The sequence below is a fragment of the Peribacillus simplex NBRC 15720 = DSM 1321 genome, assembly GCF_002243645.1.
Classification (GTDB): Bacteria; Bacillota; Bacilli; order Bacillales; family DSM-1321; genus Peribacillus; species Peribacillus simplex.
In genome coordinates this window covers 736259-752510 of the sequence record NZ_CP017704.1, presented here as the reverse complement: position 1 = coordinate 752510, position 16252 = coordinate 736259, and the positions used below count along the sequence as shown (strand labels likewise).

13 protein-coding genes and 2 pseudogenes are annotated in these 16252 nt (G+C 36.1%); 9 read left to right on the top strand and 6 right to left on the bottom strand.

Going from position 1 to position 16252, the window contains the following annotated elements:
* The first annotated feature begins 37 nt into the window (after nt 1-37).
* The gene (locus BS1321_RS03390; RefSeq protein ID WP_063234574.1) at nt 38-781 is read left to right on the top strand and encodes an SDR family NAD(P)-dependent oxidoreductase; all 744 of its coding nucleotides are present in this window, start codon (nt 38-40) and stop codon (nt 779-781) included.
* A 107-nt stretch (nt 782-888) separates the two neighbouring features.
* Here the strand turns inward: BS1321_RS03390 and BS1321_RS03385 are convergent.
* A pseudogene (locus BS1321_RS03385) lies at nt 889-1332 on the bottom strand (EamA family transporter); the annotation flags it as partial.
* Between the two features lie 259 nt (nt 1333-1591).
* Between BS1321_RS03385 and BS1321_RS03380 the strand changes: the two are divergent.
* On the top strand, nt 1592-2356 hold the full coding sequence (locus BS1321_RS03380) for a hypothetical protein (RefSeq protein WP_063234576.1): 765 nt from the start codon (nt 1592-1594) through the stop codon (nt 2354-2356).
* 402 nt (nt 2357-2758) lie between these two features.
* Here the strand turns inward: BS1321_RS03380 and BS1321_RS03375 are convergent, their stop codons facing one another.
* The 5 genes from BS1321_RS03375 to BS1321_RS03355 form a co-directional block, all read right to left on the bottom strand.
* Nucleotides 2759-4432, bottom strand: a complete 1674-nt coding sequence (locus tag BS1321_RS03375; protein ID WP_063234681.1) for a glycoside hydrolase family 13 protein — start codon at nt 4430-4432, stop codon at nt 2759-2761.
* A 52-nt stretch (nt 4433-4484) separates the two neighbouring features.
* Nucleotides 4485-5306, bottom strand: a complete 822-nt coding sequence (locus BS1321_RS03370; RefSeq protein WP_063234577.1) for a carbohydrate ABC transporter permease — start codon at nt 5304-5306, stop codon at nt 4485-4487.
* Nucleotides 5306-6139 carry a carbohydrate ABC transporter permease gene (locus tag BS1321_RS03365; RefSeq protein ID WP_230162282.1) on the bottom strand — a complete coding sequence of 278 codons (834 nt, stop codon included), beginning with the start codon at nt 6137-6139 and terminating at the stop codon, nt 5306-5308. Before BS1321_RS03365 ends, BS1321_RS03370 begins: the two co-directional genes overlap by 1 nt.
* 46 nt (nt 6140-6185) lie before the next feature.
* On the bottom strand, nt 6186-7415 hold the full coding sequence (locus BS1321_RS03360) for an ABC transporter substrate-binding protein (protein WP_063234579.1): 1230 nt from the start codon (nt 7413-7415) through the stop codon (nt 6186-6188).
* Nucleotides 7416-7564: 149 nt separating this feature from the next.
* The gene (locus tag BS1321_RS03355; RefSeq protein WP_063234580.1) at nt 7565-8557 is read right to left on the bottom strand and encodes a LacI family DNA-binding transcriptional regulator; all 993 of its coding nucleotides are present in this window, start codon (nt 8555-8557) and stop codon (nt 7565-7567) included.
* 1332 nt (nt 8558-9889) lie between these two features.
* On the opposite strand from BS1321_RS03355, the gene BS1321_RS28485 reads away from it, so the two are divergent.
* The 7 genes and pseudogenes from BS1321_RS28485 to BS1321_RS28055 form a co-directional block, all read left to right on the top strand.
* A complete protein-coding gene (locus tag BS1321_RS28485) occupies nt 9890-10015 on the top strand; it encodes a hypothetical protein (RefSeq protein ID WP_257790332.1) in 126 nt (41 codons plus the stop codon).
* Between the two features lie 189 nt (nt 10016-10204).
* Nucleotides 10205-10930, top strand: coding sequence for a ThuA domain-containing protein (locus BS1321_RS03345; RefSeq protein ID WP_063234582.1), 726 nt, complete (start codon nt 10205-10207; stop codon nt 10928-10930).
* Between the two features lie 23 nt (nt 10931-10953).
* Nucleotides 10954-12006, top strand: a complete 1053-nt coding sequence (locus BS1321_RS03340; protein WP_063234583.1) for a Gfo/Idh/MocA family protein — start codon at nt 10954-10956, stop codon at nt 12004-12006.
* 62 nt (nt 12007-12068) lie between these two features.
* Entirely contained in the window at nt 12069-13037 is a 969-nt protein-coding gene (locus BS1321_RS03335) for a sugar phosphate isomerase/epimerase family protein (RefSeq protein WP_063234584.1), read from the top strand.
* A gap of 134 nt (nt 13038-13171) precedes the next feature.
* Nucleotides 13172-14311 (top strand): ABC transporter ATP-binding protein, encoded by a 1140-nt coding sequence (locus BS1321_RS03330; protein ID WP_063234585.1) that lies wholly within the window; start codon nt 13172-13174, stop codon nt 14309-14311.
* Nucleotides 14312-14795: 484 nt separating this feature from the next.
* Nucleotides 14796-15794: an ROK family glucokinase gene (locus tag BS1321_RS03325; RefSeq protein WP_063234586.1), complete on the top strand. Its 999-nt coding sequence runs from the start codon at nt 14796-14798 to the stop codon at nt 15792-15794.
* A 285-nt stretch (nt 15795-16079) separates the two neighbouring features.
* Nucleotides 16080-16205: pseudogene (locus BS1321_RS28055) on the top strand (recombinase family protein); the annotation flags it as partial.
* Nucleotides 16206-16252 lie beyond the last annotated feature (47 nt).

Genomic DNA, 16252 nt, shown 5'->3' with positions numbered 1-16252 from the left:
GCGGATATAAAAAACTAAAACCAAGGAGTGTTTAAATATGAGATTGGAAAATAAAGTGGCGATCGTAACAGGGGGAGCAAGCGGAATTGGTGCAAGTACGGCTCAATTATTTGCAGAAGAAGGAGCAAAGGTGGTCATTGCCGATTTTGCTGATCATGGACAAGCTGTATCAGATGAGTTAAATGGAAAAGGGTATGATACTCTTTTTGTTAAAACTGACGTGACGAATGAAAATGACGTAAAGAATATGATCGAAGAGACGGTTAACAAATATGGAAAACTGGATATCATGTTCGCAAACGCAGGGATTGCAAGAGACGGAAACATCCATGAGTTAAGCTATGAACAATGGCAAAAAACAATTGATATTAATTTATCCGGTGTCTTCCTATCCGATAAATATGCGATAGAGCAAATGCAAAAACAATCTACTGGCGGCGCCATTGTCAATACAGGCTCCATCCATAGTCATGCAGGGAAACCGGGGGTAACAGCCTATTCTGCTGCGAAAGGCGGGGTCAAACTATTAACACAAACGTTAGGTTCGACTTATGCCAAAGATGGCATTCGTGTCAATGCAGTTTGCCCAGGATATATTGATACACCACTTATTGCGGAAGCACAAGGTGAAATAAGACAAGGTTTGATCGATTTACATCCAATCGGCCGTTTAGGAAGAGCGGAAGAAGTGGCGAAAGCTGTTCTCTTCCTTGCAAGTGACGATGCATCTTTTGTTACAGGCACAAGCCTTATTGTAGACGGCGGTTATACGGCAGTATAAGTTTTTATTCGCTGGTTCAGAAAATGAATAAATAACAAAAGGCGTACACGATGTACGCCTTTTATATTTATTTATTAGCCATAATCTTTTCGAAAACACCCTTTATTTTAGAGATTTGATTCGGGTATAGTCTGTGATTTTAGCTTGATGTTTACAAACAAAATACTAATCAAAATAAGCAAAAGACCAACTAATAAATTTAGTGCAATATTTTCATGCAACAAAAAAGAACTGAAAAGGATAGCGATAAGTGGGATGAGAAACGTAAAAGAACCAACTTTGCTCGCGTCTCCTGAATTTACAAGTGTAAAGAATGCAAGCCACCCAAATGCAATTACAAAGAAAGAGATGAAGAGTAAATTTATTATAAACGGCATTTCCCATTGGATATTTGACCAGCTTTCGACACTTGTACCTACTATTAATAAAAAAAGACCTCCCATAATAAGTTGTAATGTAACCATCCAAATGGAGTCAACACGATCACTTGTTTTCTTAATAAAAACCGTACCTAGTCCCCAGGATAATGCAGAGCCAAAGGCTAGAATAATAATAAAAAAACATATACTTGTTTAAAATAACCAATTGCTAAACCATACTGAGCTGTTATGCATAGTACTGACACGTCTCAGTGAGATTTTTCTTCCTTTAGGTAAGCGTGTATATTCTTTGTAAACTAGGCATACATTCTTACATGTTCACTAACAGTTAACGTTCCTTAATAGTCTTGTGAATAGATTAGATTGAATAAATACCGGTGAATAGTCCCTTTTGTCGAATTTAGTAGTCAAATAGGAGGGAATGAAGAGTATGAAAATTTCAGACGTAGGATTTAAAGGTCAAGTTTTTGGATTTATAAAGTTCACACCTTTTGTTGAAAGTTTCTTGTCTGGAGATTTATATATGAACAATTTCAAAAAGTATATTGATATGGAGAGCGCTTCGGGAGAAAAAGGTGTAGGAGACAAATTTGAAGCTGCACATGTTTTTACGGAATTAACAATGAATTTCTTTACTCAAGATACCCATGAATTAATAATGTCAGGTCGAACTAAAAAGATGAATTTCAGAAAAAATATAAATGAAAAAAGACCATTATATTGTATGTTTGCTATTGTCGGCGATATGTTAAAAGTGGTTATGGAGGATGAAAAGTATTACTATACCAAATTTGATTTACCTAAAGAACAAATCGATAAAATGATCAGCGAGTTCGGAGATAGATTAATTTTTGTTACCCCATCGCAATTTATTGACAGACTTACTAAAACACTCAATGAAAAAAGGTATGCTTACAGAGGTGGGTTGGTAAAATATGATGATTATAACATCAATTCCACAGCTAGGATGAGATCTTATAAAAATCAAGGGACAGATATTTATTTTTGGAAAGATAAATACTTTGAAAATCAATATGAATATCGCATAGTTCTCACAGATCAAGAAGTTGATGAAGCTTTAATTGTGAACGTAGGCGATATTTCAGACATTAGTACTATATTTAATGCCAATGAATTTTTCAGTGATAAATTTGAAATAAGATTACGAAAGAAAGGAAATCTAAGCATCCATTAAATGGGGTGCTTTTATTTGTAGGAGGGAAAAAGATGTTGAACTTTTTAAAGAATGAAATAGAAGAGTTAAAATAACCGCAAAGTCTAGGATTATTGTATCCACATGGTTAAGGCAAAAAACATGAATTATAATAACCCATTTAAATTCACTAGTATTGTTATCGGTAATTTAAAACGAAAAAAAGGAAAAACTTACCTAATGGGTAAGTTTTTCGGATATAAAGTTATTTTTTATTCCTATACACATGCCTTTTTAATCTGAAAGTATCCGTATATCTAGTTTTAGAATAATAATTGTAAGTCCTCGCACACGAACCTTACGATGCATATGCTTAAAAAGAATAGGTTCATCAAAAGGTGAACTCTGCATAAAGTCAAAAACGATCGAGGTTACTTTTTTTCGTTACTTCGAGAGATAAACGCGCGCTTCATAAGGTTTTAATGTATTAGAAGAAATTTCATCACTGTTTTGATCCGCGTAGTTATTGATTAGCAGTTGGCTAGCTTCACAGCTAATGTGTTCTGGTAATTCAAAGTAGGCTGCTTCCCCTGTAAAGTTGCAAATAACAAGTAATGTTTCGTTATCTAAAGTACGTATATACGCATAAATTTGCTCATTTTCTTTTAAAATAAGATCATATGCACCGTACACAATTACGTCATATTTTTTTCTTAACTTAATTAGTTTTTGATAGTAGTAAAAGATAGAATTCGAGTCTTCTAATGATTGTTTCACATTAATTTCTCTATAGTTTGGATTTACTTTTAACCAAGGAGTACTTGTTGTAAAACCAGCATTTTTACTATCGTCCCATTGCATAGGAGTTCTAGCGTTATCACGGCCTTTAATATAAATGGATTCCATTACTTTAGCTTTATCCTCTTGACCCTCTATAACTTTTTCACGGTACATATTCAGAATCTCAATATCCTTATAATCATCAAGACCAAATTTAACATTTGTCATACCTATTTCCTCACCTTGATAAATATAAGGCGTTCCCTGCATCATATGAAGGAATGTTCCAAGCATTTTTGCGGATTCTACTCGGTAAGATGTATCATTGCCAAAGCGAGAGACCATTCTTGGTTGATCATGGTTGTTTAAATAAAGGCTATTCCATCCTTTTCCTTCCAATCCTTTCTGCCATTTTGTCATGCATTCTTTAAGATCGTCCAGCTTTAAAGGCCTTACATCCCATTTTCCGCCTGGTCCTGAGTCTAAATCCATATGTTCGAATGTGAAAATCATATTTAGTTCAGTACCTTCACTATTCGCATACTTAGTGGCATCTTCAACGGATGCCCCAGGACATTCACCGACTGTCATCATGTCATATTTCGAAAGTACCTCACGATTCATCTCTTGTAGATACTCATGCACACGAGGACCATTCATAAAGAAATCGCCACCCCAGTCGTATCGCTTTCCGCCTGGAGTGCTGGGCAATCCTTCCGCTTTGGAAATGAGGTTAATCACATCCATTCGAAAACCATCAATGCCCTTATCAAGCCACCATATCATCATGTCATGAATTTCTTTTCTTACTGTAGGGTTTGCCCAATTTAAATCAGGCTGTTTTTTGCTAAACAGATGAAGGTAGTATTCATCTGTTTCTTTATCATATTGCCAAGCTGGACCACTAAATACTGATGTCCAATTGTTTGGCTCTTTTCCATCTTTGCCGGGGCGCCAAATATAGTAGTCTCTGTACGGATCATCTTTTGATGATCGGGATTCAATGAACCATTTATGTTCATCTGATGAGTGATTAACAACTAGATCCATCATTAATTTCATATTGCGTGAATGTAATCCTTCCAAAAGTTCATCCCAGTCATTCAGGGTACCAAACTCATCCATAATGTCTTGATAGTCACTAATATCATAGCCATTATCATCGTTTGGAGATTTGAAAACAGGTGATAGCCAAACGACATTAACTCCTAATTCATTTAAATAATCAAGTTTTGAAATAATGCCACGTAAATCTCCAATTCCGTCCCCATTACTATCCATGAAACTCCGAGGATAAATTTGATAAACAACACTTTCTTTCCACCATTTTTTCTCCAATTTCATCTTCCTTTCACTTCTAATTTGTTTCTTAATCAGTCTCATATTCCCCTTATTTAACAGCACCTTTTGTCACACCACTAATAATCCATTTTTGAGCTATGATATAAACAAGGACCATAGGGGAGAGTGCCATTAAATAGGAGGCAAATGCTAAGTTATAATTTGTTGTAAACTGTGACTGGAATACATATTGAACAAGCGGCAATGTCATCGAATCACGATCACTTAAAATAACAAGTGGTAACATAAAATCATTCCATGCCCACAAACATGTTAAAATTCCGACTGTTGCGTTTATTGGGCTTAATAATGGAAAAATAACTTTCCAAAATACTGTCCAAATACTTGCTCCATCTACATAAGCTGCTTCTTCTAATGACTTGGGAATCGAACGTATATAGCCCACATAAATAAAAATATTAAAAGCCAAACCGTATACAATATACAGAAAGATAAGTCCTGTCATATTATTTAATCCGAATAGGCTAGTTTGCTTTACAACAGGCAACATAATGATCGGAAAAGGTACAAACATCGCACTAACAAAATAGTAATAAAGCAACTTAAAGAATCGTCTATGCATATTCCGTGCAATGGCATAAGCCACCATCGAATTTGTCAGTAATGTAAGAGCAACTGTAAAAACTGTAACGATAAAGCTATTTTTAATAGATTGAAAAAAATTCGTCAGGCGAATGGCTTCAGCGAAGTTTTCCCATCTTAATGTATGAGGCAGAGACAAAAGGGATTTACTCATTTCATCTGGTGACTTGAATGCTGTCACGACTGTTAGGTAGAGGGGAAATAAGATAACCAGTGAGCAAAAAATTAGCAGTATGGTTATAGGCCAATTTACTTTTTTACTTTCCATTACATATCCACCTCACGTTTTTGAAGGAATTTAATTTGCAGGATTGATATAACCACAATTAAAATAAAGTAGATCACAGAATTTGCTGCCTGATAAGCGAACTCCCCCCCTGAGAAGCCCCCTTTATATATCAATACCGAAATGGCTTCCGTGGATTGACCTGGACCTCCATTTGTCATTGCAATAATATGGTCAAATACCATCAAAAAGTTTTTCATTGCAAGCACCATATTTATGGTGAAGAAAGATGCAATAAGTGGAAATGTAATGTGTTTAAAACTTTTCCATTTTCCCGCACCATCTAAACTAGCAGCTTCGTACAATTCAGTTGGAATCGTTTGTAATCCTGCTAAATAGAGAATGGTATTAAATGCAACGGCTTGCCATACAGCCACAATCACAATTCCAACCCATGCTAAATCTGGGTTACCAAGAATATTTTGTGTTAAAGATGTGATGCCCAACTTTTCAGCAATTTGAGGGATAAAAAATGCAAATAAATAATTAAAGATAAACCCAACGATTAATACGCTTAGAATATTCGGCACGAAAAACACAGCTCTAAGTGTATTTTGAAATTTAATCTTTGCATTAAGTCCTATGGCAATTGCCAAACTAATGATATTTACGAGTAAAGTGGAAACAATGGCAAATTTAAATGTAAAGCCATAGGAAGCCAAAATACGTTGGTCTTGGAATAAATTCACATAGTTTTTTAAGCCAACAAAATTAAAATCCCCATACCCTTTATAATTTGTAAAACTATAAATCATTCCTTGAAAAACTGGAACTGTATGAAATACAAAAAATATTAAAAATGCTGGAAGCACCATCCAGTAATAGGCTTTGGATTGTTTAACCACTCGTTTTTCCCCCTTGTTATTCTCTCGCTTTGACTTTATTCCACTCATCATCCAGTTTTGAAAGGAACGGTTTGACTTCTCCTTTAATTAGAAAATCCTGTACTAAATTGGCTGCTTGCATACTAGCAGGGAAATAGTGTTCCGGAAAACTAGTGATTTTTTGTTGTACAAAATAAGGGTTTAACTCTTTTAAAGCTTCATCATTTTGTAAAACATTTTTAACTGCAGAAAAACTGTTTTGTTCTTGAATGTAATACTGTGAATTTTCCTTTTCTAATAAAAAATGAATAAACATTAACGCTTCTTTTTTATGTGGTGTATCCTTTGACATCGTTAATGCAGTATCTACACCTGATACGAGTTTGTTTTGAGATGAATCATTGGATGCAGGTAAGGGAAAGGAACCGAGTTTTATATTTGGGTTAATTGCTTTAATTGATGAGATTGCCCAGCTTCCTTGGATATACATAACTGATTCACCATTTGCAAACGCCCGATTGCCTGCATTATAGTCACGGCCAAAATTATCCTTATGACCATAATCGAGCAATGTAAGCATTTTTTCTAAAGTTTCCTTGTAATGCTCTGTAAAAGTTGTTTTATTGGAATTGCGATCCTGGATAAAGTTGTCACCTTGCAAGTTTCCTGCTAAGGCATTAAATGAGACCATTGCAGTCCAAGCATCTTTATACGTAAAATAAAAAGGTAATTCTCCTTGTTTTTGAATCCGTTTTGAAACGTTAATTAGCTCATCCCATGTTTTGGGAACTTGTAACCCTAACTCTTTAAATTTATCCTTGTTATATAAAAGCATATTTGCATTCGTCGCAAAGGGAATTCCATTATCCTCATTATTCGTTCTACCTAATAAATTAAGCATATTAACATAGTCTGGTATAACTTTATTGATGGCTGAATCCTTTGAAAAATCATAAAATAATCCTTCTTCTGCAATATCGCCATACGTAGCATTGCCTCCGATCGCTAAAAGGTCTGGTACATCTTCTTTCACCAATCTCGTCCGTAATACCGTCTCGGAATCAGGAACGTTATTCTGTTCAATATCAATATTTGGGTGCAATTTTTCAAACCTTTCAATTAAATGATCAAATGTCGCTACAGCTTCCGGCTTATTTTGAAAAAATTCAATATGGATTTTTTCATCAGCTGTTGTTTGATTAGTACATCCTGTAAGTAAACTGGCTATAAATGCTGTAGTACAGAGGTAACGCCACTTATTCTTCATATACGTATCTCCCGTCTGAAAATTTCGTCTATTTTATGCATAAGTAAACGTTTACTCTAATGGAATCATCAATGATAGTAAACGTTTACGTTAAGCCGTTTATAATTGGAGTGATAATAGTGTAATCACCCCAACTTGTAACTTAACCTTTATTCGCTATATGAATGGACTGTATCACGTTCAGCAATATGATGAGGATAAAGCTGGTTTATTTTTAAAGATGGATCCAATAAAAGTTGAATGGAATCTTTACCCATCTTATATAAGGGCTGCGCTACCGTCGTAAGTGGGGGAATGGCCTTCTCAGCTGTAGCTGTATTATCGTATCCTATAATGGATATACTTTCCGGTACTCTGATTCCTTTTTTATATAAAAGTGATAAGGCTCCTACAGCCATTTCATCGCTTGCACAAAATACAGCTCTTACTTTTGGGTAACTTTTCAATAAATCGTCCATCCCCTCAATACCACTCTTGAAAGAAAAATCTCCATACGTGATCATTTCATTGGTCACTGTTATTCCCACGTGATTTAATGCGTCTGTAAAGCCTTTTACACGTGGAGTTGTCGAAATGATATCGCTTTTTGTTCCTGCAATCATTCCAATATGTGAATGCCCTTTTTCTACTAAATAGGTCGTGGCATCGTAAGCAGCTTGATAATCATCTACTTTAATAAAGGGAAGGGGATAGTCTGATTGTGTTGCCACTAATACAACCGGTACATTGTTTGTTTCAATCGCTTTATAGTAATCTAGCGTGATAAATTCACTGACGATAATAATTCCATCCACCCGTTTTTCATACAATGCCTGCAAGTAGTTGATCGTTCGTTTACCATCATGATTGGTTTTACATATCATTACACTGTAACCAAACTCATGAGCTTGTTCCTCAATTCCGGCTAAAACCTCACTTGCAAATAAATCAGATACATTGGGAACGAGTACACCTATCGTTTTTGTTTTGCGATTAATTAAACCTCTTGCAACGGCATTAGGTTGATAACCAAGTTCTTTGATTACCTTTTTTACTCGTTGTTGTGTTTCATCCGAGTAGCCAGGCAAATTATTTAAAATACGAGAAACAGTCGCAACGGATACATTTGCTTGCTTTGCTACATCTTTAATGGTAATCGACATGTTTCACCAACTTTCTACGTAAACGTTTTCTAAAAAACCTTAACATATAAATAAAGCGTTTTCAATACAATTTATTTCAAAATTTGAATATTCTAACTTCCGTCAAACGACTTGTTTCATATGTAAACATTTAATCCGTTAATTTCACGATTATGTGAATGAAAAATATATGAAGCATATATTTTGAAAAAAGGGTTAATAGAGGTGGATGTAGATGTAAATGAAGGTTTTCGAAAACAAATGCCTCAGATAGAAAACGAAAACATAATATGATGTGATGTTACACACATACACAATGATAAATATACAGTTGCAAATAGTTGGAGTGAAGAGAGGTTAACATAAGCGAAATCAAAAAACCATTCACAGAAAACCGAAATTACCAACACAAAATAGGCGACTATTTCTGCCATCTTAGGGGAGAGAAACAGACTCGTTGGAGATGGGAAATGAAAGAAATCATAGGAAGCACAGCCTATAAAAAGAAGAGTCTCCAGGATAGAAGATGTGTCTTTAGAAAGCCGAAGTTCGTGGATAAAAGTAAGCGCGACTTCCGAAAGTTCACGTGAGATAGTTAAAAGATTGCTAATGCTAATTGTACAGGTAAAACAACATTCTTTCAGCTAACGGGCGCGGGTTTTATTCAAGAAGGAAGAAGCATAGTTTATCCGGACTGATCATCAATCGAATAAAAAATTTTTACCTTTGAATCTAAGCCCCAGATAAGTCATTCTATCCTTTGATTTGAAGTAGCTATTTGTGCAAGAATAGTTCCCCTTTTTATAGTAATTTTTCTGTCTGTACATGCTTTTCAAGCTTAGACACTCATTTTCCATAAACACTATACAAATATACCCATAAAGGGGTGATACCACTTTTTTTTGCAGTAACAGAATATCTTATAAAATAAATAAAATTCAAAAATATCTGAAAAATCGTTGAAAAGGTTTTACACATGTGCTAGTGTGTTTTTAGAAAACGTTTACGTAGAAAGTTGGTGGAAATTACAATTATTGATGCAGCAAAGAAAGCCAGTTTTATCTGTTTCTGGCATTCAGAAAAGTGATTGACGAGATTGGTTATCAGGCTAAGGCTGTTGTACTAGATATATTGCTTACTGGTTCTCAAAGTATCGAAATAATTAACAAGTGAAGTTTTAACAGGAATTGATGTTGGGATGAATGCCGGAACAAAAGGAGATTTCATTTCGACAATTCCTCGTGTAAATGGATTTAAGGACGCTATAAATGATGTTGGTGTTACGGTAACCATTCAAATGAGTACATATGGGTATTATGGTCTTCAACGTGGAATAGAAAGGGTGGTTCAAGTTTGGACTATCCAACATTTACAGCCGTATTCTGTTCAAGTGATGTAATGGCTGTTCCACAACTCACGGGCATTGACAGCCGTTATCCGCTATCCGCTATGAGGAAGACTACAGTACCATTAACGTAAACGTTTACGTTGTTTTTAACGACTTAATTCAGTGCAGTCCATAGAGTGATAGGTTGGCAGGCAGACCTCTAAAGCAAATACTTTAGAAAGCGGTTGGGCAGTCAAATCGACAGCTTATGTATTGTGAAGTTGGAGATTTACGGATAATAATTTCAATACATCAAATCAAAATGAGAGGGAGTATTTATGATGGTAAAAGTAACTGTATGGAATGAAAATCGACATGAACAAAAAAATCCAGTTGTAAGAGAAGTCTACCCTGAAGGTATTCATGGTGCTATTGCAGCATTTTTAAAAGAAAGCGGATTTGATGCAAAAACAGCTACATTGGATGATCCCGAACACGGTTTAACAGATGCTGTATTAGAAGAAACAGATGTGCTGATTTGGTGGGGGCATTTAGCTCACGATGAAGTAGACGATGTAATTGTTAAAAAGGTAAAGCAGCGTGTATTAGATGGAATGGGCTTAATCGTATTGCATTCAGGCCATTTCTCCAAAATTTTCAAAACATTAATGGGTACAAGTTGTGATTTAAAATGGCGCGAAGCAGATGAAAAAGAGCGTCTTTGGGTAACAGATCCTAGTCATCCGATTACTGAAGGCATTTCAGAATATATCGAGCTAGAACGCGAAGAAATGTACGGGGAACATTTTGATATCCCGGCTCCAGACGAATTAGTCTTTACGAGTTGGTTCGAAGGTGGGGAAGTTTTCCGCAGTGGTTGCACATATAAACGAGGCAATGGAAAAGTCTTTTATTTTAGACCAGGCCATGAAACGTATCCAACATATCACAATAAAGATATTCAACGTGTCATTATAAATGGCGTGAAATGGGCACACCCAGTTGACAGAAAACGTCCTATATACGGAAATGCAACACCACTGGAACGAATTGCAGTGAAAAATTAAGGATATTAAAGGGGAAACTGATTATGAAAACAGTAAAAGTAGGGATTATAGGTTGTGGAAGTATCGCTCAACTTCGTCATTTACCAGAATATAAAATGAATAAAGAAGTAGAGATTGTAGCAGTTTGTGATATAGATGAACAGCGCGCCATTGAAGTTTCCAGGCAGTATGGTGCAAAAGTATATAAAAATTATGAAGAATTACTCGCAAGCGAAACGGTAGATGCAGTGAGTGTTTGTACACCAAATTATTTGCATGCGCCCATATCAATCGCAGCTTTAAACAAAGGCGTTCATGTATTGTGTGAAAAACCAATGGCTACGTCAAAAGAAGAAGCTCAGGCTATGATTCAAGCAGCAAAAGAAAGTGGCAAAAAACTTATGATCGGTCACAATCAACGCTTCGTTTCATCCCATCAAAAAGCACGTCAGCTTATTGAATGTGGTGAAATTGGAAGAATATATAGCTTCCGTACCGCATTTGGTCATGGAGGACCTGAGCAATGGAGTGTTGACGGTAAAGAGAGTTGGTTCTTTAAAAAGAATGAAGCGTTTATTGGAGCCATGGGAGATTTAGGTGTGCATAAAACAGATTTACTTCGTTACATTCTTGGTGAAGAAATCGTTGAAGTAGGTGCATTTGTGCAAACGAACGCTAAAGATTTTGCTAATGTCGATGACAACGCAGTATGTGTGTTAAAAACAGAAAGTGGAATTATTGGAACGCTCGCATCTAGTTGGGCGTACGTGGGTCAAGAAGATAACTCCACGATTATTTACGGTGAGAAAGGAATTCTTCGTTTAGAAGATCATCCAACGTATTCCTTAATCGTTCAATACGCAACAGGTGAGGTTGCAAATTATGAGCTTGGCAAAATTCAATCAAACGATGAGGGCGGCCAAGACAACTCACATGTGATTGAACAATTCGTAAATGCTATCGTAGAGGATAAAGAGCCAGCCGTTTCAGGAGAGGAAGGGGCAAAATCTCTATCTGTTATTCTAGCCGCTATTGAATCTCATGAAACCAAACAAATTGTAAGTACCTTTTTAGCGATAAAAGAGCCAGCAGTTTAAAATCTGCTTTATAAAAATATCTTACCATATTAAGAATTTGGGACCTATAGGAGGAAAACAACGTGAAATTGGGTGTATTTACTGTTCTATTTGCAAACTATTCATTTGAAGACATGCTAGATAAAGTGCAAACAGCTGGGTTACATACCGTGGAAATTGGGACAGGCTGCTATCCAGGAAACCATCATTGCCCGTTAGATGAATTATTAGAAGATGCGAATGCGAGAGAAAGCTATAAAAAGAAAGTAGCGGATCGTGGATTGACGATTAGTGCATTTAGTTGTCACGGAAATCCTATCTCACCAGAAGAAGGGTTTGCAAAAGAATCCAATGAAACCTTACGTAAAACGATTAAGCTGGCATCTTTACTTGATGTACCTGTTGTCAACTGCTTTTCAGGAACAGCTGGTGATCACGAGGGGGCTAAATACCCAAACTGGCCGGTTACTCCATGGCCAAATGAATATGGTGAGATCTTAACTTGGCAATGGGAACAAAAGCTCATTCCTTATTGGAAAGAGGTAGGAGAGTATGCAAAAGAGAATAACGTGAAAATCGGATTAGAATTGCACGGAGGATTTTTAGTTCATACACCTTATACCTTGTTAAAACTTCGAGAACAAACATGTGATGCAATTGGAGCGAATTTAGATCCAAGTCACTTATGGTGGCAAGGAATTGATCCAGTGGCAGCCATTAAGATTTTAGCCAAAGAAAATGCCATTCATCATTTTCATGCCAAAGATACTTATTTAGATCAAGAAAATATTAATATGTTTGGGTTAACCGATATGCAACCATATGGAGAAGTTCGCTCGCGGGCATGGACGTTCCGTTCAGTTGGTTGTGGACATAGTTTAAAAGAATGGTCAGATATGATGAGTGCATTACGCACATACGGGTATGATTATGTGGTAAGTATCGAGCATGAAGATGCGATCATGTCTATTGATGAGGGATTCGAACGTGCAGTGACAAACTTACAAACGGTTTTAATTGAGGAATCACCTTCACAGATGTGGTGGGCATAACAAGTTAATTTTATTGAAAGATCGTTGTGGTATGAATCTACTTGATCCATATCACAATATTTATTCAAAATCAAATTATCATAAAATTCTAATCTATTACAAATTAAAAAATCTGATTCAAGAAGGAGAAAACAATGGCCGAGTTAAGTTTAAATCATATTTATAAAATCTACGATAAAAACGTAACAGCAGTGAAAGATTTTAACCTTCAGATTGAAGATAAAGAATTTATTGTCTTTGTTGGTCCATCTGGTTGTGGTAAGTCAACTACTCTTCGCATGATTGCAGGACTTGAAGAGATTTCAAAAGGCGATTTTTTTATCGATGGTAAACGTGTCAACGACGTGGCACCAAAAGACCGAGATATTGCAATGGTCTTCCAAAACTATGCTTTATATCCCCATATGAGCGTCTATGACAATATGGCATTCGGTCTGAAATTACGTAAATTCGCGAAAGAGGAAATTGATCGTCGTGTACAAGAGGCTGCCCATATCCTTGGTCTAGAGCAATACTTACAGCGTAAACCAAAGGCCCTTTCGGGTGGGCAACGTCAACGTGTTGCTTTAGGTCGTGCAATCGTTCGTGATGCAAAAGTATTTTTAATGGATGAACCTTTGTCCAATTTGGATGCAAAACTGCGTGTCCAAATGCGTTCTGAAATTGCTAAACTACATCAACGCTTACAAACCACCACAATTTATGTAACGCATGATCAAACAGAAGCGATGACCATGGCAACTCGTCTTGTTGTTATGAAAGATGGAATTGTTCAACAAGTGGGTGCACCAAAAGAAGTATATGACGAACCTGCAAATGTATTTGTTGGCGGGTTCATTGGTTCTCCTGCGATGAACTTCTTTAGTGGTACCTTAAAAGAGGGTATCTTCCATATCGGACCGGTACGTATTGAGGTGCCAGAGGGAAAAATGAAAGGATTACGTGAGCAAGGATATATAGGTGAACAAATAATTTTAGGTGTACGTCCAGAAGATTTTCATGATGAGCTGATTTTCGTTGATGCCTCACCGAATACAACAATAAATATTAAAGTGGAAGTGGCAGAATTAATGGGTGCTGAAATAATGGTTTATTCACAAATTAATGATCAGAACTTTGTTTCGCGCGTGGATGCTCGTACAGAAGTGAAAGCAGGTCAACAAATGAAATTAGCTATAGACATGAACAAGGTACACTTCTTTGATAGTAAAACGGAGACTCGTATTCCACTTCCTATGAAAACACATAAAAGAAGAGAAGCTGGTGTCTTATAACAGATGTATGAACTACGAGAAATAAGTTTTTTAATTTCAATTAAAAATATAGATAAATTAGTAAGGGTAGAGTAAGGATTAATGGTAGAAAAAAATTGACGTACTTCTTCGTCATGGACTCCAATCTCGATCTGGTGCTGAAATTTGTAGGAAAAGCATCATCTTTTAACAGTGACATTAATATTGTGAAAAAGGAAAAAAGGTAGTTGAGAAAAGTAATATCGGGGGAATGGCCCTGACAGTTAGACATGGCAAAGGAGTTTAAATTTACTGCAGATGGAGACGATGAACAAAGGGCTATCGTAGCTCTAGAAAAATTTCGATTGAACAAGGAAAGATAGGAGTTAAACTTCTTAATTACTATATAAAAAAGTAAAGCTGTATAGTCGATAGCTAGTACAAGATTAACGAATTTAATCTTAACTTGCCGTAAGGTGAAGGCATACAGTTCCTTGCCAACTTGAATGAAAAAGGGTGAGTATTGATGGATGAAAAATGGTTAGTGGGTGCAGATATAGGCGGTACAACTATTAAAATGGCATTTATCAATCAAAATGGTGAGATTATATATAAATGGGAAATCCCTACCAATATAAATGAAAAAGGGAAAAATATTCCTAAGGAGATGGCTAAATCAATAGATCAAACATTAAGTGAGTTGGGGCAAGAAAAACAGAAGTTAATTGGTATTGGGGTTGGAGCACCCGGTCCTGTTAACTTGGGGAATGGTTCTATTGATGTCGCAGTTAACTTAGGGTGGAATAACTTTCCTTTGAAGGATCTTCTTGAAATGGGAACATCTTTGCCAGTCATAGTTGATAATGACGCAAATGCAGCAGCCATTGGGGAGATGTGGAAAGGTGCTGGACAAGGGTCAAATGATTTATTATGTATCACCTTGGGAACGGGCGTTGGTGGTGGAATTATTTCCAATGGGCAAATTGTACATGGAATAAATGGGGCAGGTGGCGAAATAGGGCATATTACCTCTCTCGTAGAGGATGGGGCACCTTGTAATTGTGGGAAAACGGGATGTATTGAAACCATAGCATCTGCCACAGGTATTGTTCGTTTAGCGATTGAAGAATTATCTTTTACCGAGACACCAAGTAGACTGAGGGATTTTTACAATGAACATCAAATATTATCATCTGAGCTAGTATTTGAAGTAGCGAATGAGGGTGATGAATTAGCTAATAGAGTGATTGGGAAAGTTACCCTTTATTTAGGATTAGCATTAGCTCATCTTGCGAATGGTTTAAATCCTGAGAAAATTATCATTGGTGGAGGAGTTTCCAAAGCAGGGGATGCACTGTTAGTACCTTTAAAAGAGCAATTTACTCGTTTTGCTTTTCCAAGAGTATTGCAAGGAGTGGAGTTAGCCAATGCCACGTTAGGAAATGATGCAGGAATTATGGGAGGCGCTTGGTTGGTGAAAAAAAGATTACTAAACAGGAATGGAAATACACCTTTATATTTGTGATAGCACAATGAAAAGGTATAAGAATCAGAAAATAATAAATAATAATTTTATTTTTTACTATTTAAAGAGCATCGGTATTTTCAAAGTGCTCTTTTTTAATTTCAGCACAAAACTTATATTCTACAAGGGGATACAATGTAAATGACGAAATGGGTAGGGAAGACTAAAGATAAGAACACTCTGGCCATTCATCAAGCGGTAACCTACTTTATAAAATGACATTATCCTTAGTTGACAATATTTATACAAGAAGAAACCGAGAAACGAAAAATTACTTGAAAGATGAGATCATATATAACCAAGGATAAAATAGTCTTGGTCCTACGAATGTATGACAGTAAGGAATACTCCATTAAAGGAATTATTTCACAGGTTTTTTTATACAGAGCTATTCAGAAACGGACCCTATAAACAACATAAGGAGCATACACTTTGCTCCTGTGTTCCCCATCATCTCT

What these genes read in the sequence shown, in the direction of transcription:
- BS1321_RS03390 (WP_063234574.1), top strand. Translation starts at nt 38, where the DNA reads ATGAGATTGGAAAATAAAGTGGCGATCGTAACAGGGGGAGCAAGCGGA.
- BS1321_RS03380 (WP_063234576.1), top strand. Translation starts at nt 1,592, where the DNA reads ATGAAAATTTCAGACGTAGGATTTAAAGGTCAAGTTTTTGGATTTATA.
- BS1321_RS03370 (WP_063234577.1), bottom strand. Translation starts at nt 5,306, where the DNA reads ATGGAAAGTAAAAAAGTAAATTGGCCTATAACCATACTGCTAATTTTT.
- BS1321_RS03365 (WP_230162282.1), bottom strand. Translation starts at nt 6,139, where the DNA reads ATGGTGCTTCCAGCATTTTTAATATTTTTTGTATTTCATACAGTTCCA.
- BS1321_RS03360 (WP_063234579.1), bottom strand. Translation starts at nt 7,415, where the DNA reads ATGAAGAATAAGTGGCGTTACCTCTGTACTACAGCATTTATAGCCAGT.
- BS1321_RS03355 (WP_063234580.1), bottom strand. Translation starts at nt 8,557, where the DNA reads ATGTCGATTACCATTAAAGATGTAGCAAAGCAAGCAAATGTATCCGTT.
- BS1321_RS03345 (WP_063234582.1), top strand. Translation starts at nt 10,205, where the DNA reads ATGGTAAAAGTAACTGTATGGAATGAAAATCGACATGAACAAAAAAAT.
- BS1321_RS03340 (WP_063234583.1), top strand. Translation starts at nt 10,954, where the DNA reads ATGAAAACAGTAAAAGTAGGGATTATAGGTTGTGGAAGTATCGCTCAA.
- BS1321_RS03330 (WP_063234585.1), top strand. Translation starts at nt 13,172, where the DNA reads ATGGCCGAGTTAAGTTTAAATCATATTTATAAAATCTACGATAAAAAC.
- BS1321_RS03325 (WP_063234586.1), top strand. Translation starts at nt 14,796, where the DNA reads ATGGATGAAAAATGGTTAGTGGGTGCAGATATAGGCGGTACAACTATT.